The following is a 20,257-nucleotide window of genomic DNA, read 5'->3' on the forward strand; positions in this document are numbered from 1 at the left end:
CTGCAGGCGACCTTCTTTTAAACAAGGTATCATATATCATAATATACTCGTCGTTCAGTTTTAACACTACGTGACGTAAGCACATGCTAGCTATCTGGATCTCGCCTTAAATCGACGACACCTATTTAACCCGTTGGCATCTCTGGATGTTTCTGGGCGATAGCGTGTGTTCACGTAGGAGTCTCACCTAACAGTTTATTTGTTTTATTGAATTTACATAGTGAGTGTAATCCATAACCTTAGACTAAGTCAACTAATTTAGTCTAAATCGTTTATAAAAAGCAGAATAAAGCTTCCCAATATATTAATCTCTGACTACTTTTGAATTCGGTTTTTAGGTTGCAAATTATGCCGGAAAAAGTAATATAAGCCTGCAACTACAATGACCAATGCTAGGGCAATCGGCAGCGCCAAACGATGCGGATGGGCAATCTGTGAGCGCTCATCATTAGTTAAGTCATACTTATCAAAGGAATATTGATATTGCTGGTCAATCGTGGTTGCACACGCACGAAAAACAAAACGCAGTCCCTTGTTAAACTCGGTCTTACTATTGCTGCGCAATTGGTCCGATTGTGAGCGGATAATATTACCACGCGTATCTGCCGTAAAGGCCGCGTGCAAGTCTTTACTCGAAAAGATCTGCACATTACGCTTTTTACCCTTAGTGCCAACAATGATAAAAACTGTCCGCTTCGATTTCGCCAAATTTTTAGGTGTTAGACTATCAATTCGGTTAAGGGTGCGAACAACAATTTGCGGCTGCTCACCAGTTTGCCAATAGCGATTATTTTTAGCAGTAATTAATGCTTTAGTTGCATGATTTAGTACGTGACTAGTATCCTGAATATTCGCATTTGAAAAACCGGTTAACGTACAAAAGAGACCAATTAAAACGGTAATTAATGTCAGCTTAGTTTTCAGCGTCTTCCAGTTTGTGCGCCAATTGTTCCACATACTTGCGGTCAATTTTAATTTGCTCATAGGGAACCCCACAATCTTTGAATAGTGCAATTGCCAGTGGACTATCATGATAATCAAAATAATAGTTGACTTTTTTAACTCCAGCCTGAACCAAGGACTTAGCACAATTATAACAAGGAAAATGCGTGACGTAGATTTCCGTGTTGTCCGTTGAGACACCATTTCTAGCACATTGAATTAGTGAATTCATCTCTGAATGGATTGTCCGCACGCAGTGCCCGTCAACTAGTTGGTGGCCAACATCATCGCAATGTGGCGCGCCAGTCACAGAGCCATTATAGCCGGTCCCAATAATGCGGTTATCCTTAACTAACACATTGCCAACAAGTGCCCGATCGCACGTTGAACGCTGGGCAATCACTAAGGCCTGCATCATAAAATATTGTTTCCACGGAATTCGATCACGCATTGTGTTTACCTCTTGTCAAAGTAATTTAAGCCAATTGCATCCCGAACTTGTCGCAAAGTCTCGTTAGCAACTGCATTGGCCTTCTTTGAACCCTCGATCAGCATTTCATAAACAGCATCTTCATCTTGAGCAAATTTTGCTCGGCGCTCACGAATTGGTGCTAATTCTGCTTCCAAAACTTTGTTTAAGTAACGTTTAATTTTGACATCACCCAGACCACCCTTTTGGTAATCTGCCTTCAATTGCGCTACCTTATCTTTATCAGGATCAAAAATATCAAGATATGTGAAAACAGTATTGCCTTCAATCTTACCCGGATCCTCAACGTGAACGTGATCTGGATCGGTGTACATTGACATAACCTTCTTTTGCACTGTCTCCGCATCGTCCGACAAGTAAATAGCATTGTTTAATGACTTGGACATCTTGGCATTGCCATCAAGTCCCGGCAAACGACCGCTGCCGTCTTCTGGGAAATAACCCTTCGGCTCAACTAGGACATCACAATTGTACACGCGGTTAAAGGTACGCACAATTTCCCGGGCTTGCTCAATCATTGGTTCCTGATCGTCACCAGCGGGAACAAGTGCTGCCTTAAAGGCAGTGATATCAGCTGCTTGTGAAACTGGATAGTTCAAAAAGCCAACTGGAATTGAATCGTTAAAGCCCTTTTGCTTAATTTCGGTTTTAACAGTTGGATTACGTTCGAGCCGGCTAACAGTTACCAAGTCCATGTAGTAAGCAGTTAACTCAAACAATGCCGAAATTTGTGACTGCACAAAAATCGTGGAAATCTCTGGATCAATGCCAACAGCTAGGTAGTCTAGTGCTACTTGAATAAGGCTGTTGCGGATTTTTTCAGGATTGCGCGCATTGTCAGTCAAAGCTTGCGTGTCGGCAATCATGATAAATGGTTGATACTCACCCGAATTTTGAAGCATTACCCGGTTCTTCAACGAGCCAATGTAGTGTCCAATGTGAAGCTTTCCAGTTGGGCGGTCACCTGTTAAAATAATTTTCTTATCCATCTGTTTTTTGGCCTTCTTTAAAAATTAAAATCTTATTTAATATAATCGTTATACTTGATTTTACCAAAAATCAAGCAACGATTAAACCTAGAGGAAAAATGTGTAATCAATTCCAATTGCCTAATTTAGCAGAAATCAAAAAATATTTAGTATCCGACCTTAACTTACCGTTGACCGAGCCAGCGGTTAACCTCCCGCAAAATCAAGCTGTCTTTCCTAAAAAAGATGCACCTGTCTTGCTCTACCAAAATAGCCAATTACAATTAGTGCCTAAATCTTGGGGGTATCCTAGCCCAGTTGACAATAAAAAAGTGATTTTTAACGCCCGCGTTGAACGCTTTTTTGAAAATAAACCGTCGATGTGGGATTCATCCTTTGCCAAATCACGGTGCATTATCATTACCAAGCAATTCTGGGAATCTGGACATCAAACTTATGCAGTTAATGGTCACACCTATCATGAGCGCTATAGTTTTCGCGACCCCAATGCATCCCTAACTTTGATTGCCGGTATTTACCAAGACGACCATTTTTCAATGGTAACAACTAAGCCCAACGCTGACATGGCACCAATTCATGACCGGATGCCGTTAATCATTACCGCAGCAGAATTGCGCCGCTGGCTGTTTCAAAATTTTACTAGCCTGATTGATCGCAGTCAGCTGCCGTTAGCAGTTAAGAAAATGCCGCAGAGAAAGTAACTGCGGAAAGAAATAAAAAGAACATTAGTTCAAATAGAAAAGCTAATGTTCTTTTAATATGCCAACATATGTTCGAAAAAATAAGAATATATGTTACTTAAACTTAATTTGCTATTGAAGTATAATGGCTGTAATTATTATTTCTATATATGAGGTAAAATACATGAAATTAAGCAAAAAAATCCTTCTTAGCTCTATTGCTAGTGTTTTAATTTTAGGAGCTGGATCCCCAGTATCACAGCGACTCAAATCTACACCCGTTGTTGCTGCAACAACATCCAACAATAACACTCTAAAATTAGTTCATGGAGCTTATGTTTATAATAAAAAAGGTCAACGCCTTACTAAATATCGTGGTAGCCGGTATAACACTCATTTACACAAAGGTACAAATATTAAATATACTGGAACTATCCAACCAATCGAAAAAGACAGCAAACAATACTACTTACTAAATGATGACAACTACAATCAATCATGGTTACCTTATAAAAAAATCAAGGGTAAATATTATTACAACATTAGTCATGGTGGTTACATTAATGCCGCCAATGTCAATAAGATCAACGGTCAACCTCTTTACGTTGCTAACGCTACTGTTACCGTTAAGCCTAAAGACAATCATGGCTTTTCTGGTGGGTATACTGGATCAGGGAATGATAGAACCCTAGTTAAACCTGGTCAGAAACTGAAAGTTGATTGCATTACTAAAGTTCCAGATGGTAATTCAAGCTCAAAAGTTTATCGTATAGCTGGTACAACTGATGCTTTTATTTATATTGGAAATATAAAAATTCAACCTCGTCAAAAATTAGCTACTTACACGATGCATACTTATGTCGATTTAAAGCAAAATAGTAATGCTTATAGCATTGCAACAATTCTTAATCCTGCAATTACTAATAAAAACATTACGCTTGCAAAAAATGAAGATATTCCTGTAATCAGAGAAATTTATGTTTGGGTACCTAAAGATAATAAAGCAGAATTATTTTATCGCTTAAATTATTACTCTCCTGAAGAATCTGGTAATTACGAAAGTGCAATCCAAAATCAACTGTTTTATGTCAAAGCAGCTGATACAAATTACTTATCAGGTCCCCAATTAACACCAGCTAATACCCCTGAAGAAGCTCGCACAGACGCTAGAATTGCAACAGCAGCTGACAAACAAGATCTACAAAAATTAATTGATCAAGAAAAAATAATTACAGCTAGTTCTAACTATAAAAATAAAGACTATGTAAATACTTATAAAGTTCAATATGATAGAGCCTTAAAAATGGCCAAAGATGTCAATTCTTCGACTTCAGTAAGCATTAGTGAGGTTAAAGAAGCTGTTTGGTATTTAACTATGCAACAGCAGGCTTTATTAAACGCTACAAAACCTTTCAATGGACGTATTGAAGGTACCATGCCCGTCAAATAAAATAGATAAAAATAGGTCATTGGGCCTATTTTTTATCTATTCTTTCGAACGTATGTTTGAGAAACGTATGTTCTAGTGATATATTACTTGTGATCTCGAGATTATATTAACTTGTTTTAAAATTTAATTTTATATTTAGAGGAAATAAAATGGACACAATTACAAATTCAAAAATTTCTTTAGCTGCTAATTTAACAACTGGAGGAAGCAAAGGCGTTTACCAAAACGTCGTTCAAAATGGTAAATATAAAAAGGGCAAAACCGGCCCACTAAAATAGTTTGTGAAATTCAAGCTATATAGAATTTTAAAAGCCCAATTTAACGGGCTTTTTATTTTTTGATTTTTTTCAATTTCACAATTAGACAAATTTTATTTTTAGACAAAAACAGCCCAGGAAAACCCAAGCTGTCTTTGCTGTTTTACTTGAGTAACTTATCAAGAATGACAATAATGTCACTTAATATCTGCTCCGTCTTTGTTAAGACAAGGTAAAACATGATGAATGTTAGCATATCCTGCACGATAATCGCCTCCTTTACGAGAAGCTGACTGGACTTCTCAGGATGCGCGCAAGGCGTGCGTTAGCGTAAAGTATTTGTGGGGAAAATAAAAAATAGAAGAGAACCTTCTGCTAAAATGTAGTTTGAACAAAATTTACATTCAGAAAGGTTTTCTTCTATATGACTAGTTTACTACAAGATTTACAGCTTTTGTTAGATAATTTAACTACTGATACTAATAAGTTGCTGGACTGTCAGCTTACTTTCGATGATGTCTTAGAAGCATTCATGCAGGAATTGCGCCATTGGGGTTTAAAGCTAATTGGTTCTTATCTTGAGCAGCTTGATGCTAGTTATAAGCAGTTGCCTAGTCGCAAAAAGCAGTATGAAGTTAAAGCCATGCGTACATGTATTAAGCAGACTTTGTATGGGCAATTAACTTTTAAGCGTACTTATTACCAAGATAAACAAGACCAACATTATTTCTTTTGGCTTGATCAAGCCTTAGCTTTCACCAAGTATAGCCGGATGACCTTAGGCTTTAAGGCGGCTGTTTTAGAAAACGTAGCTAAATATCATTATCAGGCAGCCATTGATTTGCTTAAATACAGTGAAATCCATTCTAAAACAACAGTTATGAACATTGTTCATCGTGAGGGCCCACTACTGCCTAATCAGCCTGATCAGGTGCAAGCACGAAATAAGCAAATTGTTTATTTAGAGGCTGATGAAGATCATGTTGCTTTTCAAGATGGCAGTAACCATTTTATGAAGTTAGTGTACTTACACGAAGGTTATGATGACAGTCAAAAACGCCATCACTTAATTAAGCCTAAATATTTTACTGGTACTTATGCTGGCGCGGCTAATGAACAGCTGTGGGACGAGGTGCTATGTTATTTAGAAGCCAATTATCCGCAAGCTAAGCAGTTTTATCTTGCTGGTGATGGCGCGCCTTGGATTAAGGCGGGCGCTAAATATTTACCTAACTGTAAGTTTGTCTTGGATCGCTTTCATTTGTTAAAGTATTGCCGTCAAGCCGCTGTTAATACTAAGGCAGCTGCTGCTTATCGCTTATATCATTGGGCTTTAACCGGTCAGCGGGACAAAGTAGAATTATACTTTGAAACTCGCTTTAGTGATCCCGACTTAACATCAACGCAAATTGCCGCTCTTAACCAAGCTAAAACTTATCTATTAGGTAATTGGCAGGCAATTTTAAATACGCAAGAAGCAGCTTATCAGCGTTGCACCGCTGAAGGCCACATCAGTCATTATTTGTCAGAGCGGCTGAGTTCAAGACCAATGGGCTGGAGTAAGGTAGGAGCTGAAAGTGTAGCCAGAAGCATTATCTTCCAGTTAAATGGCGGCGATATTAGCCAATATTTGCTTAACGAGCAACGAAAAGCTGCTAAAGAGCAAAGAATTAGACAAGTAGACCATCGTTTTAAGGCAAAGAACAGACCGTATTATGAGCATTTTCAAGCAGACTTTGGCGAAACGGCCAAGACACATTATTGGAATCAAGGGATCATTAATGGTGGGCAGATATTTGATTTACCCGAGCAAATAATTTAAAAGCGAAAACTACAAATAGCAGCAGGTAAAGGCTTAAAGTTTATTACCCACAAAAAGTTGACACTAACAGGCGTGCTATATTATTTTACCAAAAATTATTTTCGTGGTACACTTGCCTTAGATGAATGTTGCATCGTCCTGTACGAAGCAATACGTGCATGCAAGTTTGACCACTTGCAAGCCAGCTGAGCGATCCCTATGGATCGCTTTTTTTTGCTTGTCCAAAATTAATTGAACAAACTTATTAGCAATTCAACTACTAGTAGTAATAGATTTATTATCACTACTGCTAGTAGCTGGTACTACTTTATTGCAAATAATTTAAATACTTCAAAGTAATAAGTTTCTACTATTTCTTAAATAAAAAGAGTGAGTAAAAATAACTACTCACTCTTTTCATTTAATTTACTAATAAATCACTCGGATATTTACCAATTAGAAGTACCGGAGTTTCTGATAAATCATCATGCTTTAAAAAGCATTTTAATTGCTTAATTGAAGTATCAGCTATTTGCTTATCCTTACCAGTTAATGCGGTAGCCAATGTTTGTGCTTGTTCTAATAAAGCTGCTGTAGGCTTGTTATTATCTTTAGCATCCATTGTACTTAATTCAGCGTTAATTAGCGGCTGTAAATTTTGATTAAGCAAATTTTTGTTATAAATACCATTTACATAAGTTGTATAGCCTTTATATTTACCATTCTTGGAAATCAAATCAACCGATATTCCATTTTTAACTCTTGTTAATTTTCTTACTTTAAATAAAGTATGCTGCTTTAGAATTCTTTTGAGTATCTTTTTACTATAAGACTTGCCGCCCTTAGCTGCTGTATTTTTGTAAAGAGCCCCTTTTTTACTATTCGGTAATTCAAAAACATATCCAGCCTTAGCTAATTTTTTAGTCCATACTTTATCTTGTAATTTTTCACTTGATACTGCATGTGCTGAAACTATATTTTTGTTAGTTAAATTAGTAACTGACAAAGTAGTCAATATTAACAATACAGTCAATACTAGTCTAATTGTTTTTTTCATCTGTCTTCCTCTATTTACATTAATTCTTGGTTTTTATAGCAATATAATATACCACAGATGCAATTATAGCAATCGCTTTCAAAAAATAAAACAGATAGCAAATAGTTAGTATACTCTAACTTAGCTACTGCTTGACTTTGTAAATCATAACGTAGATAATTAAAACTATAAAAAAGAAGTTGCGCTGGTAACACAACTCTCTTGACGTAGTACCCACTAAAAGTGGTTTACTACCTGAAAATTATAGGTTTACAAACCGTCTTTTTCCTTGGTAGAGTTAGACGGTTTTCGTTTGCCCAAAATTAATTGAGCAAACTTCTTAGCAGTTCAACTACTAGTGGCAATAGATTTATTATTACTGCCGCTAGTAGCTGGTACTGCTTCATTTTAGCTAATCTAAATGCTAGTCCTACTAATCCAATAGCAAAAAGTAGCATTAAAGCCAAAATGATTTCCAACTACCTGCCCTCCTTTTTTACAATAGATTGGAGTATGAATCCACTCATGCTCATAGGCATCAGTCCTTTCACTCACAGGTAGTAAACCGTCTTTTAACTTTCTACGTCTTAAATATTATAGCAAACAAGCTGATAGTAGCATACATGATTTATAGAAAAATAAAAGCTAAACCTCTATCTATCAAAATTTAGCTTGGCATTATTAGCAAAACATGATAAACTATTTTAGTAACGCGGGTATAGTTTAATGGTAAAACGTTAGCTTCCCAAGCTGAAGATGCGGGTTCGATTCACGCTATCCGCTTAACTAAAAAGGCAATGATTTTTCAATCATTGCCTTTTTTATTTTTATATCATTACCATCAAAATGATGCCGTTGACTACCGCTAAGTAAATCGGCATCCACAACGTCTGGGTATAGAGATAGGACCACGCAAACAATGCGCCAAAGATTGCATTAATCACTAAGAGTGGAACCGTCGTTTGCCAATTCAGCGCACTGAACAGAATACCCGAGGTCGCAATTCCTAAAATTGCCGTTAGCATTGTATTATGTCTGAACGCATAATTGAATAAAAATCCAGTAATTAAAAATTCCTGCAAAATTGGTAGCACAATTCCTAAAGCCACAACCAAAAACCAATACATCGCGACTGATTCATGACGTAAATACATTGTTTGAAAGCCATACAGCTTAACCTTACCATAAGCCTGCAACCAGGAAACAACAATGCGCAACATCGTTACTACTAAGGTTAGACCAATAGTCATGCCAAAATTGGCAAGCCACGATCCCGACAGACTGCGGTCAAAAAAGCGTTGCTCACGATTGAAACGATAAATGAAAAACAGCAAAACCATTAGAGAAATTAATGCAAATAAAATTAAATCCCAAATACGAATTGGTGAATTTATAGTAACTAACTTAACCGTGCCAGCAGCCATTAAATAGCCGATGAAGTAAACAATATAGCGGAATAAGTTGCCCTCTCTTGATGCTGGTGTATTCACAAAAATTACCTCTATCCATTTGTGTACCCTACAAGTCCCATATTATAGCAAAAAAAGACAGTTTTATGAAATTTCAAATTAAATTTTACCATTTTAATTCTATATTATTAATGTCGGTTAAAGCAACACTTTGATTAGCAATAATAATTTTATCTTCATGATAGCCACTCACGAAGCCAACAATATCAGCTGGCATACAATCATTTTCATCGACTATCTTAACTTGTACACGCACTAACTGGTGATTACTGTAAGCCTCTAGCAGCCTGCTACCTATTTCTTCTTGAGTCAGCGTTCTCTTGCTTGGATGCCGAACACTGCGCTTGTCGCGGTCCTTATTTATCGTCATTGTATGATCACTTAGAAAAAAGCCAGTCCATTTTTTCATCCCGCGATCCTGATAATTTTTGAAAAAATCCTGCACAATTTTATCAAAATCACTCATAAGCATTCCCGCCGTTATGTCCGCCCACAAGGCTGCTCCGCTGAATTGCCGTTGCCCCCTTTAGTAAACTTGAAGCCTTAACTAAACTGGTAAAGCCATACCTTTGGCGAATTTTATCAACTGTCATAATAAAATTGCGCTTTTTAATCTGGCGCTCTGGCTGCAAGAAGAAAGTCAGCTGCTGACTAGTATCGGGCACTAACTGACTATAACTAACGCCCAAAGTTCGAACGGTCTCGCCATGCCAATTTTTACGAAAAAGTGCCACTAGCTCTGCTACTAGCAAGTCATTATCGTTAGTTGAGATGATCTTCTGTTGAACATTAAAGCCTTTCCGCTGACCATCCTGCTGATACTGGTTAAAGCCAACTGCCAAATTAACACACCCCGTCTGCAACTGGTGCGCCCGAATCCGCGCTGCCACCTGTTCACCAATTTCACGCAAGACAATCTCAATCTCTTGTTGGTCCGTATAATCCCGCATTAAAACCTGTGAATTGCCGTAGTGCTTCATTTTGGGAACAAACTTGTCGCTGATAATACTGCGGTCAACACCCCAACTCATGGCAAACAGCTGCTCACCAATCACGCCAAATTCTTTAGTCAAAATCGCGGGATCAGTGTGGGCCAAGTCATACATATTATTAATCTGCAACTGCCGCAATCGCTTCGCCGTTCGTTTGCCAATTCCCCAAACATCTTCAAGATTAGGAATCTGCCAAATTGTATCTGGCACATCAATATAGTGCCACGCCGCAATCATTGAGCGCCGGTGCTTAGCGGCAAGATCCATCGCCAACTTCGCCAGTAAAGGATTTTCACCAATTCCGCAAGTTGTGTACAGCCCCAAAGTTTGGCGGATTTCTTGTTGAATTTTGCGAGCAACAAGATAGGGGTCATCGCCAAATAAGTGCCATGATTTAGTCATGTCAATCATACTTTCATCGATTGAGTAAACATGAATGTCTTCCTCTGCTGCGTACTTACGGAAAATCTGCAAGACCTGCATACTACGCTTGATATAAAGGTTCATATGCGGCTCGACCAGCATTAAATCTGGCGCTTGCTTTTTAGACGGCAAATCACGCGCACGCATCACATTAGTTAAGCCATATTTCTTCTTAGCCAAAGGTGACGCTGCCATAATTAAGCCCGAGCCAAACTTAGTATTTGGTTGGTGCGACAAAACTGCTAAAACAGCCTTCATCGGATTAAGCCCAAGCCGAATCGCCTCACAACTAGCAAAGAACGACTTATTGTCAATCATAAAAATTACGCGATGCGGTTCATAACGATAATCATACATAATGGCACTTCCTTATCACAAACATTTGTTCGCTATTAATCAAAATTATTATACGAACTTTTGTTCGAACAGGCAAGAACAATTTCAGAGTAATTAACATCTTTTTGCTCAACCTTCTTATGTTTCTGAACTTAACGCAAAAGGCACAATCCGAAAATTTCAGATTGTGCCTTCTTATTTAATAGCCATAATTGTTACTTGGTATTCCCCTGCCGGAGCTGCCACAGTTACCGTTGTTTCTACCGGCTGCTTCATAATTGCCTGACCTAGTGGCGAGTCAAATGCTATTTTACCCTCGTCTAAATTAGCTTCCATGCGACCAACAATGCGGTATTCTTCGGTTTCAGCATCACCAGCAAACTTTAATGTCACTGTTTTTCCTAAGTCAACCTTGCCATCGTTAGTCTTTTCCACAATTTCGGCATACTTTAATTGCTTATCCAAGTAACGCAACCTGCTTTGCAAGTGTCCCAAGTCGCGTTTAGCCTCTGTGTATTCAGTGTTTTCTGATAAATCACCTAGACTGCGTGCCTCCTGCAAAATCTTAATTCTGCGGGGGCGATCCTTTTTTAGATCTGCAATTTCATTCTTAATTTTTTGGTAGCCTTCCGGTGTCATTTTTTGATAATAAACCACAAATATTACTCCTCTAGTTTTTTAATTTAAAATTATCCACAAGTAAAATAGCTAGTCATAGCAAACTTTCTTTCTTAAATTTAGCACTCTAAAATTAAGAGTGCTAAACATTTCCATTTTTCAAATCTGCCTACTATAATAATCAGTGTAAGGAAGAAATGAAAGTCTTCTTTACCAATAATTTAATTTTTGAAAGGAAGTTTTTACTATGGCACAAGATTTAACGAATCGTCACAATAACTTATTTGACGCAATGAATGATTGGTTTGACCTTCCACAGAAATTTTTTGATGATAACGAAATGGCAAAATTAATGCAGGCAGATGTTGCCGAAAACGACAAGAACTATGTTGTTAAGGTTGACATGCCCGGCATGGACAAAGAAAAGATTAATTTAAACTACAATAACGGGATTTTGAGCGTATCTGGCTCTAGAAAGTCATTCAAAGATTTGTCTAAAGATGACAGTATCATCCACCGTGAAAGAAGCGAAGGACACATTTCCCGTAGCTTTAGATTACCAAATGTAGTTGCAAGTGAGATTCATGCAAAGTATGATAAAGGTGTATTGACTATTACCCTGCCAAAGCAAAATGCTGGCAGCAATGATAACTCGATTTCAATCGATTAACTTATTATTATACTTGCAAGAAGTCTCAGATAAGTTGCCAATACAAGTAATTCTCTAAAACGAGTTCAGCTATTGAACTCGTTTTTCTTTTGCCTTAAAATATTTATTAATAATTAATTAAAAAAGGAGCATTACTTAATGAACCATCAACTATCATTTCAAGAATTGGCAAAATATTCTGCTGACTTCAATAAGCAACCGCAAAATCAGGTTATTGCTCGTGCTACCCAAAAGAATGGCATTTTCGCAGCTTCCTATAATGAACAAAAAGCCAGTAATGACCTTAACCGTGTCTTCTCGACAGAACTTGATGTCGGTCAAGTTACAGCACAAAAGCATTCCGGCCGCTGCTGGGAATTTGCCGCCCTCAATGTCCTGCGCCACTACTTTGGTAAAAAATACCACACCAAAGATTTTACTTTCTCACAAAGTTATAATTTTTTCTGGGATAAAATCGAACGCGCCAATATTTTTTACAACAACATTATTAAAACCGCAGACCAAGATCTCGACTCACGAACCGTGCGCAAGTATCTGGCAAGTGCTGGTCAAGACGGCGGCCATTGGCAATTAGCTGCTGCTTTAGTGCAAAAGTACGGCGTTGTCCCAAGTTACGCAATGCCAGAAAGCTTCAACGCTAACAATACCGATGCCTTGAAGATGGCTTTAGGCAAAAAAATGTGCAAGGATGCCTTAGTGCTGCGCCAATTAAAGCAAGCTGGCAAAGATTCCGAAGTTGTACAAACGCAAGATCGCTTTTTAAGCGAAATTTACCGTATGACGGCGATTGCTGTTGGCGAACCACCTAAAAAATTCGACTTAGAATACCGTGACGACAATAAAAAGTATCATCTGGACAAGGATTTAACGCCGCAGACATTCTATCAAAAGTATCTTGGCGACCTCGACTTAGACGACTACGTTGTCTTAACTAATTCGCCTAACCACGAATATAACAAGTTGTACGGCTATTCCGCTGATAATAATGTAGCTGGCTTATGTGAAATCAAGTTACTCAACGTGCCGATGACCTACCTTGCAGACGCAACAATTAAGCAGCTCAAGGATGGTGAAGCCGTCTGGTTTGGCAATGATGTTTTGCACGAATTAGACCGGCCACAAGGATACCTTGATTCGCAACTTTACCAAATGAGCAGCCTCTTTGATGTTGACTTAAAGATGTCCAAGGCTGATCGCCTGCGAACTGGCGAGGCTAACTTCTCACATGCTATGACTTTTGTTGGTGTTGATGAAGACCAAGGAGAAGTGCGCCGCTGGAAAGTTGAAAATTCCTGGGGCAACCAAGTCGGTAAGAATGGCTACTTTGTGATGAGCAATGATTGGTTTAACGACTACGTTTATGAAGTTGCTGTTCACAAAAAGTATTTAACACCAGAGCAATTAGCTCTAGCAGAAGGTCCAATTGCCGAAGATTTACCCGTTTGGGACCCATTAGGCTAATAACAAAAAACTGAGTTCAGCAATTGAACTCGGTTTTCTTTTAGCTTAAAATTAAAGAGTAATTCAAAAAAGATTAAAAGGGAGAACATATATGGGACACAAATTAACTGTGCAAGAACTCGAAAAGTTCGCTGACAACTTTAACGAGAATCCGAAAAACCAAGTCGTTGCTCGCGCTGCTCAAAAGAGCGGTGTTCAAATGGCTTCATATAATGAACGCGTACAAGGTGAATTAACCCGGGTCTTTTCAACAGAATTAGATACGGAAAACGTCACTAATCAGCGCCAATCTGGTCGTTGTTGGGAATTTGCGACGCTAAATATTTTGCGTCACAACTTTGGTAAAAAATATCACGTTAAGAATTTTACCTTCTCACAAAGTTACAACTTTTTCTGGGATAAAATTGAGCGCGCCAATATTTTTTACGACAACATTTTAGCCACTGCAGATGAGCCACTCGACTCACGGACTGTTAAGGCTTATTTAAATGATGCCGGCGAAGATGGCGGTCAATTCCACATGGCTGCAGCATTAATTGAAAAATATGGTGTAGTGCCAACATACGCAATGCCCGAAAGTTTCAACACCAACAACACAAATGCCTTTGCTAAAGCCTTGGGTGACAAGATGCGTAAGGACGCCCTAGTATTGCGCAACTTAAAGCAAGCTGGCAAGGATGAAGAAATTGAAGAAAAACGGCAAAAATTCTTAAGCGAAGTTTACCAAATGACAGCAATCGCTGTTGGTGAACCACCTAAGAAATTTGACTTGGAATACCGTGATGACGATAAAAAATATCACTTGGATAGGGACTTAACGCCGCTTGAATTTTTACATAAATATATGGGTGACGTTGACTTTGATGACTATGTTGTCTTAACTAATGCTCCTGACCACGAATACGGCAAACTATACGGCTTACCATTTGAAGATAACGTTGAGGGTTCTTACCGGATTAAGTTCCTGAATGTTCCAATGGAATATCTTGAACAAGCTTCTGTTGCCCAATTAAAAGATGGCGAAGCTGTTTGGTTTGGTAATGATGTTGGCGAGCAAAGCGACCGTAAGCAAGGCTACCTTGATACTAACTTGTACCAATTGGACGACTTGTTTGGCATTGATTCCAAGATGTCTAAGGCTGACCAACTGCGCACTGGTGCTGCTGCCTCAACACATGCCATGACATTGGTTGGTGTTGATGAGGATAACGGCCACATTCGCCAATGGAAAGTTGAAAATTCTTGGGGTGAAAAGAACGGCGACAAAGGGTTCTTTGTAATGACTAATGACTGGTTTAAACAATATACTTATGAAGTTGTCGTTCACAAAAAGTACCTAACACCAGAGCAAGTTACTTTAGCTGAAGGGCCAATCACTGACCTACCAGTTTGGGATTCTTTAGCCTAAAATACATTAGATTAATAAAAAACGGGGTTCAGAAAAGGAACCTCGTTTTTTTATTTTTTTAATTTAGATACTGAACTAGTGCATCCCCTTTTTGCACCATAGTTAATAGCGACGCCGCAAGTGCTGCACCGATTACTCCCGAATAACTTTAAGCAGTCATATAAATAGCATTACCACCATCCACGACCGTGACAGGCAATACTAGCAGGCCGGTCGCAGCTGTTGACTCCTTAAATGCCAGTTGTAAAACATTCGGTACGGTATCAAGTAAGACATCGCCAGCGACAACAGTTGCAGTAAAAATAATACCAAATCCAGCAACTTAATTGCTTTATTCTGTTCACGCTTGATAAGCAACAATGTAGCTGTTAATAAGACCGCCAATATGCCGTCAAACGATAACTGCTAGCGCACTATTTGCTTTGCTCCAATAATTCGTCAAAACGCTTGAAGAACAGCTCCTGATTTGCCTTAGTAACCAGAGTAATTTCACGACCATTAGGATCGTCTTCCATTCGCCCTTGAGCAATGCCTGAAGTAATAACGCGTACTTTACGTTGCTCAACTTTAGAAACAACTTCGGGATAGAGCGCGCTAATCGTGGTCAATACATCCCAGAAATAAAGCTGTGCTGTTTGCACCGGTGGATTAACTAACAAACTATAGCCCTGACCAACTAAATCCATTGCTGGATACTTACGTAAACTTGCCCAGTGCATCCGCAGTTCATCAGTCAGTGGTAATTCTTCGCTACTTTCAAGCCCCACAATTTGCATTGGAATGTGTGATACAAACACCCGACTGACAGCCTGCGGGTCCCAATAGGCATTCCACTCCTGCGTGCCATCGGCATTAACCATCACAACGTTGCCGTGACCATCAAGTGAGCCACCCATCCAGTAAAGTTTGGCAATTTTACCTTCAATTGTTGGATCCTCATCCAGCGCTCTTGCTAAGTCCGTCAATGGACCCGTCATAACTAAGGTAACCGGTTCAACTGCATTTTTTAGCTTAGAAATCATATCCAGGTGAGCTGGCAATTCTGCTTGCTTAGTGATCATCTTGCCAGATTCATTTAAAATTGGTAAGTAATTAAAGGAATACGATGCTGTGCGCCATTCTTGCGGAAACTGGTTAACTGCTCGCGAGTCTGACTTAGCGACTTCTAACTTGTCACCCCGCAGATTAAAGCGGTCAGTCATCTTCCGGCAAACTTCAACGGCTGGATCAACATAACCATCGGCGTCAATCGCACCAACACCTAGCAGCTGAATATCCGGTGCCTGCAACAGCAATAAATACGACACTAAATCGTCAATGTTGCCATCATGGTTAAAATAAATTTGTTTCATAATTTCTCCTTATTTCGACTTAATATAATTCTGCCCATCAGCAGCAGGCGCAACTGACTTACCAAAGAATAGCACCAGCACAACAATCGTGATTACGTATGGTGCAATCTGCATGTAAACGGCGGGAATATGGTTGAAAAACGGCAACTGGTTGCCAATGATACTGATACTTTGGGCAAAACCAAAGAACAATGATGCCAACATTGCTCCAATCGGGTTCCATTTACCAAAGATGACTGCTGCTAAGGCCATAAACCCTTGCCCAACAATTGTGGAAATAGAAAAATTCCCAGAAATTGCTTCCGCAAAAATGGCACCGCCAATGCCACCAAGAAAGCCGGAAATCAAAACACCAGCATATCGCAAGCCATAAACATTAATGCCTAAGGTATCTGCCGCCTGCGGATTTTCACCACAAGAGCGCAGCCGTAAACCGAAGCGCGTCTTATAGAGCAGCCACCACAGAATAATAGTAACAATAATTGCCGCCCAGGCAGGTGCAGACGTGTTTTTAAAGAAAATAGGCCCAAGCACCGGAATATTAGCCAAGCCTGGAAACGAAAAGTAGCCGAAACTTTGGTTAATGTTTGCCGTCTGTCCTTTATCATAAATTGCCTTAATCAAGAAAACGCCGAGTGGTGGCGCCATTAGATTAAGCACCGTACCACTAATAATATGGTCGGCGTGAAAGTTAATTGTTGCTACTGCATGGAGCAGTGAAAAAATCAGCCCAACAATCCCGCCAATTAACGCACCTAACCACGGCGTTAGTTTGCCAAAAGTGTCAGCAAAGGTCAGGTTAAAAACAATTGACGAAAAGGCACCCATAGTCATGATTCCTTCAAGTCCAATGTTAGTCACACCAGAGTTTTCACTATAAACACCACCCAATGCGGTAAAAATCAGCGGTGCCGAATAGACAAAAGTCGATGACACTAGTAAAGATAAAATCGCTACCAAACTCATTATTTTTGTCCCCCCTTATCTGCTACGTTCACTTGAGTTTCTTTCTTAACAGCAATTACTTCAGGAGCCTGCTTGTTTTTAAATAGTCGCCCAATCACATACTGAATAGCAATAAAGAAAATAATTGCCGCAATGACTATCGAGACGATTTCATAAGGAATACCAGCAATTGTTTGCATCCCCAAGCCACCAATTTTCAAAATTGAGAACAGAAGTGCCGCCAGCAAAATTCCAATCGCAGTGCCACCACCAAGCAAGGCAACTGACAGACCATCCCAGCCGATGTCCAAACTTGTTGTCTGCGTAAAGTAGTTTTGGTAGGTTCCTAAACCTTGGATAACGCCGCCAAGTCCGGCAAAACCGCCTGATAGCAGCATTGACAACATAATGTTTTTCTTAGTGGACATCCCAGCATAACGGCTGGCATAGGGATTAGCCCCAACCGACCGAATTTCAAAACCCGTGGTCGTTTTCTTCATTAAGTACCAGTAGATGACAACTGCAATTAATGCTAAAAAAATCCCCGCATTAATCCGTGAATCGCCAAAAAAGGAACTGAGCCGATCAATCTTTAAACTGCCATTAGCCGCAATCGTCTTCGTCGTGTCCGTGTCGATCCGCAAACTACTCGACATAATCTGCTGCATCAGATATTGACACGAATAAAGCACAATGTAGTTAAGCATAATCGTAGTGATAACTTCATTAGTGCCAAATTGAGCCCGCAACCAGCCAGCAATCCCAGCAACAACTGCGCCGGCAATGATCCCGGCAACAATCGCTAGCGGCAACAAGACGATTTTGGGTAAATTAGGATTAGCTAAAACCACCCAAATTGAAGCTAACCAGCCTGCCTGTGCTTGACCTGGCAACCCAATATTAAAAAAGCCGGCACTGGAAGCAATCGCAAAACCAATCGCCGTAAAAATCAGCGGCGTTGCCTCCCGAATTATTTCACCAATTCCATTCATGTTGCCCAAGGCACTAGCAAACATTGATGAATAGGCCTGAACTGGATTGTAATTCCAAATTAACATAATTACTGCACCAATTAAGAACCCAGCAAGGATTGAAATAATTGGTACTAAAATTCTTTTAGTTCTGGGCGTTACTTTAAGCAAGAGTAGTGCCTTCTTTCTTAACTCCGGTCATTAACAGGCCTAATTCTTCATCATTAGTTGCTTCTGGCTTAACTTCGCCAGAAATATTACCATCATGGAGCACAATAATTCGGTCAGATAATTGCATGATTTCGTCTAATTCATAGGAAATCAGCAAAATTGCCTTCCCCTTTGCCCGCTCCCGCAACAGTTGCTTGTGGATATATTCAATTGCACCGACATCTAATCCTCGCGTGGGTTGAAACGCAATAATTAAATCACTATCTCGGTCGAGCTCTCGCGCAATAATTACTTTTTGCTGGTTACCACCGGACAAGTCACTAACTGGTAAATTAATGCCAGTAGTCCGAATATCAAACTTTTCCACTAGCTTTTGCGCATGCTGGTTGATAACATCACTATGCAATAAGTGATGGCGAGAAAATGGCTGCTGATAATAATTTTGCAAAGCCAAATTATCGGCAACTGTAAATGGTAAGATTAGGCCATATTTTTGTCGGTCGGCGGGAATGTGAGCTACGCCACTTGCCGTAATCTTACGCACCTTTTGGTTAGTCATGTCGCGGCCATTAATCATAATCTTGCCAGCATTAACGTGACGTAAGCCAGTTAGTGCCGCAACTAATTCATCCTGACCATTACCGTCAATTCCAGCAACACCCAGAATCTCGCCACCACGCAAGTTAAAAGACACACCTTTAAGTGCCGCAACCCCTTGCTTATTTTTAATTTGCAAGTTAGTTACATCAAGAATAGTCTTACCTAGTTCTACTTTTGGCTTCGTTAGACGCATATTAACGTGGCGGCCGACCATCAACTCGGCCAAATTATTGTCAGTAACATCGGCAACATTAAAGGTCCCAACACTTTTACCAGCGCGAATAACGGTTACGCGGTCAGCTGCTCGCTTAATCTCTTCTAACTTGTGCGTGATTAAAATAATTGATTTGCCCTCTTTGGCAAGCTCCTTAATGATTTGAATAAATTCCGTAATTTCTTGCGGGGTCAGGACTGCCGTTGGCTCATCAAAAATTAAAATATCAGCACCACGGTACAACACCTTTAAGATTTCTACTCGCTGTTGTTGTGCCACAGTAATCTCGCCAACCTTTTTGTTAGGGTTAACGTTCAAGCCGTAACGTTTAGATAATTCTTCAACTTGCGTTTGTGCTTTTTTTAAATCTAATTTTGGTCCCTTGGTTGCCTCGTGACCCAAAATAATATTTTCTAAAACCGTAAAGGAATTCATGAGCATAAAGTGCTGGTGAACCATCCCAATGCCCAAGTTTTTGGCAACCGTTGGGTTTTTAACAGTAACTTGATGTCCCCGCACCAAAATTTCTCCAGCTGTTGGCGCGAGTAATCCTGATAAAATACTCATCAAGGTTGACTTACCCGCACCATTTTCACCAAGTAGCGCCAGGATTTCTCCATGATGCAAGACCAGATTAATATCATCATTAGCCTTAAAACCATTGAAATCCTTGACAATATGGCGCATCTCAATCATGTTCGTAACATTTTCCATTTTACTTATTGAGTTCCTTTTTGTTAAAAAACTCTTTGCTTACACAAAGAGTTTTCAATTATTAATTATTTAACCGTTTCATTAACCTTAAATTTTCCTGCGACAATCTTTAATGCCTGCTGTCCAAGTCTTAACAATCAAGTTGCCACGAGTATATCCGAGCTCTTTGCGATAATCCTTAAAGCCTTGCCAAGCACCTTGATTGAATGACCAGTCATCGACCCCGTTACTATCAGTAATTAATGCCACAACCGTTCCTAAATTTATG

The 20,257-nt window shown here is 39.4% G+C and carries 21 protein-coding genes, 1 tRNA gene and 1 riboswitch; of the genes, 8 read left to right on the plus strand and 14 right to left on the minus strand.

The window, feature by feature from the left end; genetic code table 11:
* Positions 1-38 precede the first annotated feature (38 nt).
* A riboswitch (M-box (ykoK) riboswitch) is annotated at positions 39-202 on the minus strand.
* A 113-nt stretch (positions 203-315) separates the two neighbouring features.
* The 3 genes from OZX76_RS08205 to trpS are packed head-to-tail and all read right to left on the minus strand — an operon-like array spanning position 316 to position 2,421.
* A complete protein-coding gene (locus OZX76_RS08205) occupies positions 316-957 on the minus strand; it encodes a TPM domain-containing protein (RefSeq protein ID WP_277181532.1) in 642 nt (213 codons plus the stop codon).
* Entirely contained in the window at positions 914-1,393 is a 480-nt protein-coding gene (locus tag OZX76_RS08210; RefSeq protein WP_277179340.1) for a deaminase, read from the minus strand. The genes OZX76_RS08205 and OZX76_RS08210 overlap by 44 nt, the downstream gene beginning before the upstream one ends.
* Positions 1,394-1,398: 5 nt before the next feature.
* Complete coding sequence (trpS, locus tag OZX76_RS08215) at positions 1,399-2,421, minus strand: tryptophan--tRNA ligase (RefSeq protein ID WP_277179341.1); 1,023 nt, start codon at positions 2,419-2,421, stop codon at positions 1,399-1,401.
* A gap of 98 nt (positions 2,422-2,519) precedes the next feature.
* Here trpS and OZX76_RS08220 point away from each other — a divergent pair, with 98 nt between their 5' ends.
* The 4 genes from OZX76_RS08220 to OZX76_RS08235 all read left to right on the plus strand — a co-directional run bounded on the left by OZX76_RS08220 (position 2,520) and on the right by OZX76_RS08235 (position 6,630).
* A complete protein-coding gene (locus tag OZX76_RS08220) occupies positions 2,520-3,122 on the plus strand; it encodes an SOS response-associated peptidase family protein (protein WP_277179342.1) in 603 nt (200 codons plus the stop codon).
* Between the two features lie 124 nt (positions 3,123-3,246).
* The gene (locus OZX76_RS08225) at positions 3,247-4,551 is read left to right on the plus strand and encodes an SLAP domain-containing protein (RefSeq protein WP_277179343.1); all 1,305 of its coding nucleotides are present in this window, start codon (positions 3,247-3,249) and stop codon (positions 4,549-4,551) included.
* A 149-nt stretch (positions 4,552-4,700) separates the two neighbouring features.
* The gene (locus tag OZX76_RS08230; RefSeq protein ID WP_277179345.1) at positions 4,701-4,829 is read left to right on the plus strand and encodes a hypothetical protein; all 129 of its coding nucleotides are present in this window, start codon (positions 4,701-4,703) and stop codon (positions 4,827-4,829) included.
* Between the two features lie 403 nt (positions 4,830-5,232).
* Positions 5,233-6,630 (plus strand): ISLre2 family transposase, encoded by a 1,398-nt coding sequence (locus OZX76_RS08235; RefSeq protein WP_277179346.1) that lies wholly within the window; start codon positions 5,233-5,235, stop codon positions 6,628-6,630.
* 400 nt (positions 6,631-7,030) lie between these two features.
* Here OZX76_RS08235 and OZX76_RS08240 read toward each other — a convergent pair whose 3' ends face one another.
* Together OZX76_RS08240 and OZX76_RS08245 are read right to left on the minus strand one after the other, a co-directional pair.
* A complete protein-coding gene (locus tag OZX76_RS08240) occupies positions 7,031-7,666 on the minus strand; it encodes a hypothetical protein (protein ID WP_277179347.1) in 636 nt (211 codons plus the stop codon).
* 302 nt (positions 7,667-7,968) lie between these two features.
* Positions 7,969-8,124 carry a hypothetical protein gene (locus OZX76_RS08245; protein WP_277179348.1) on the minus strand — a complete coding sequence of 52 codons (156 nt, stop codon included), beginning with the start codon at positions 8,122-8,124 and terminating at the stop codon, positions 7,969-7,971.
* Positions 8,125-8,357: 233 nt separating this feature from the next.
* On the opposite strand from OZX76_RS08245, the gene OZX76_RS08250 reads away from it, so the two are divergent.
* Positions 8,358-8,428: transfer RNA gene (locus tag OZX76_RS08250), tRNA-Gly, on the plus strand.
* A 44-nt stretch (positions 8,429-8,472) separates the two neighbouring features.
* Here the strand turns inward: OZX76_RS08250 and OZX76_RS08255 are convergent.
* The 4 genes from OZX76_RS08255 to greA all read right to left on the minus strand — a co-directional run bounded on the left by OZX76_RS08255 (position 8,473) and on the right by greA (position 11,522).
* Positions 8,473-9,135: a CPBP family intramembrane glutamic endopeptidase gene (locus OZX76_RS08255; protein WP_277179349.1), complete on the minus strand. Its 663-nt coding sequence runs from the start codon at positions 9,133-9,135 to the stop codon at positions 8,473-8,475.
* Between the two features lie 85 nt (positions 9,136-9,220).
* Positions 9,221-9,580, minus strand: a complete 360-nt coding sequence (locus OZX76_RS08260; RefSeq protein ID WP_277179351.1) for a hypothetical protein — start codon at positions 9,578-9,580, stop codon at positions 9,221-9,223.
* Positions 9,573-10,886, minus strand: coding sequence for a Y-family DNA polymerase (locus OZX76_RS08265; RefSeq protein ID WP_277179352.1), 1,314 nt, complete (start codon positions 10,884-10,886; stop codon positions 9,573-9,575). Before OZX76_RS08265 ends, OZX76_RS08260 begins: the two co-directional genes overlap by 8 nt.
* 174 nt (positions 10,887-11,060) lie before the next feature.
* Entirely contained in the window at positions 11,061-11,522 is a 462-nt protein-coding gene (greA, locus tag OZX76_RS08270) for a transcription elongation factor GreA (RefSeq protein WP_277179353.1), read from the minus strand.
* Between the two features lie 208 nt (positions 11,523-11,730).
* On the opposite strand from greA, the gene OZX76_RS08275 reads away from it, so the two are divergent.
* From OZX76_RS08275 to OZX76_RS08285, 3 genes are all read left to right on the plus strand, one after another.
* Positions 11,731-12,153, plus strand: a complete 423-nt coding sequence (locus OZX76_RS08275; protein WP_277179354.1) for an Hsp20/alpha crystallin family protein — start codon at positions 11,731-11,733, stop codon at positions 12,151-12,153.
* 138 nt (positions 12,154-12,291) lie between these two features.
* Entirely contained in the window at positions 12,292-13,614 is a 1,323-nt protein-coding gene (locus OZX76_RS08280) for a C1 family peptidase (protein WP_277179355.1), read from the plus strand.
* Between the two features lie 91 nt (positions 13,615-13,705).
* Positions 13,706-15,022 carry a C1 family peptidase gene (locus OZX76_RS08285; protein ID WP_277179356.1) on the plus strand — a complete coding sequence of 439 codons (1,317 nt, stop codon included), beginning with the start codon at positions 13,706-13,708 and terminating at the stop codon, positions 15,020-15,022.
* Between the two features lie 413 nt (positions 15,023-15,435).
* Here the strand turns inward: OZX76_RS08285 and OZX76_RS08290 are convergent, their stop codons facing one another.
* The 5 genes from OZX76_RS08290 to OZX76_RS08310 all read right to left on the minus strand — a co-directional run bounded on the left by OZX76_RS08290 (position 15,436) and on the right by OZX76_RS08310 (position 20,238).
* Complete coding sequence (locus tag OZX76_RS08290; protein ID WP_277179357.1) at positions 15,436-16,374, minus strand: nucleoside hydrolase; 939 nt, start codon at positions 16,372-16,374, stop codon at positions 15,436-15,438.
* A gap of 9 nt (positions 16,375-16,383) precedes the next feature.
* The gene (locus OZX76_RS08295) at positions 16,384-17,340 is read right to left on the minus strand and encodes an ABC transporter permease (protein WP_277179358.1); all 957 of its coding nucleotides are present in this window, start codon (positions 17,338-17,340) and stop codon (positions 16,384-16,386) included.
* Entirely contained in the window at positions 17,340-18,461 is a 1,122-nt protein-coding gene (locus OZX76_RS08300) for an ABC transporter permease (protein WP_277179359.1), read from the minus strand. The genes OZX76_RS08295 and OZX76_RS08300 overlap by 1 nt, the downstream gene beginning before the upstream one ends.
* Positions 18,454-19,989 carry an ABC transporter ATP-binding protein gene (locus OZX76_RS08305; protein ID WP_277179360.1) on the minus strand — a complete coding sequence of 512 codons (1,536 nt, stop codon included), beginning with the start codon at positions 19,987-19,989 and terminating at the stop codon, positions 18,454-18,456. Before OZX76_RS08305 ends, OZX76_RS08300 begins: the two co-directional genes overlap by 8 nt.
* An 87-nt stretch (positions 19,990-20,076) precedes the next feature.
* The gene (locus OZX76_RS08310; RefSeq protein ID WP_277179361.1) at positions 20,077-20,238 is read right to left on the minus strand and encodes a hypothetical protein; all 162 of its coding nucleotides are present in this window, start codon (positions 20,236-20,238) and stop codon (positions 20,077-20,079) included.
* Between the last annotated feature and the right edge of the window lie 19 nt (positions 20,239-20,257).

It is taken from the genome of Lactobacillus sp. ESL0677 (assembly GCF_029392875.1).
Taxonomy (GTDB): Bacteria; Bacillota; Bacilli; order Lactobacillales; family Lactobacillaceae; genus Lactobacillus.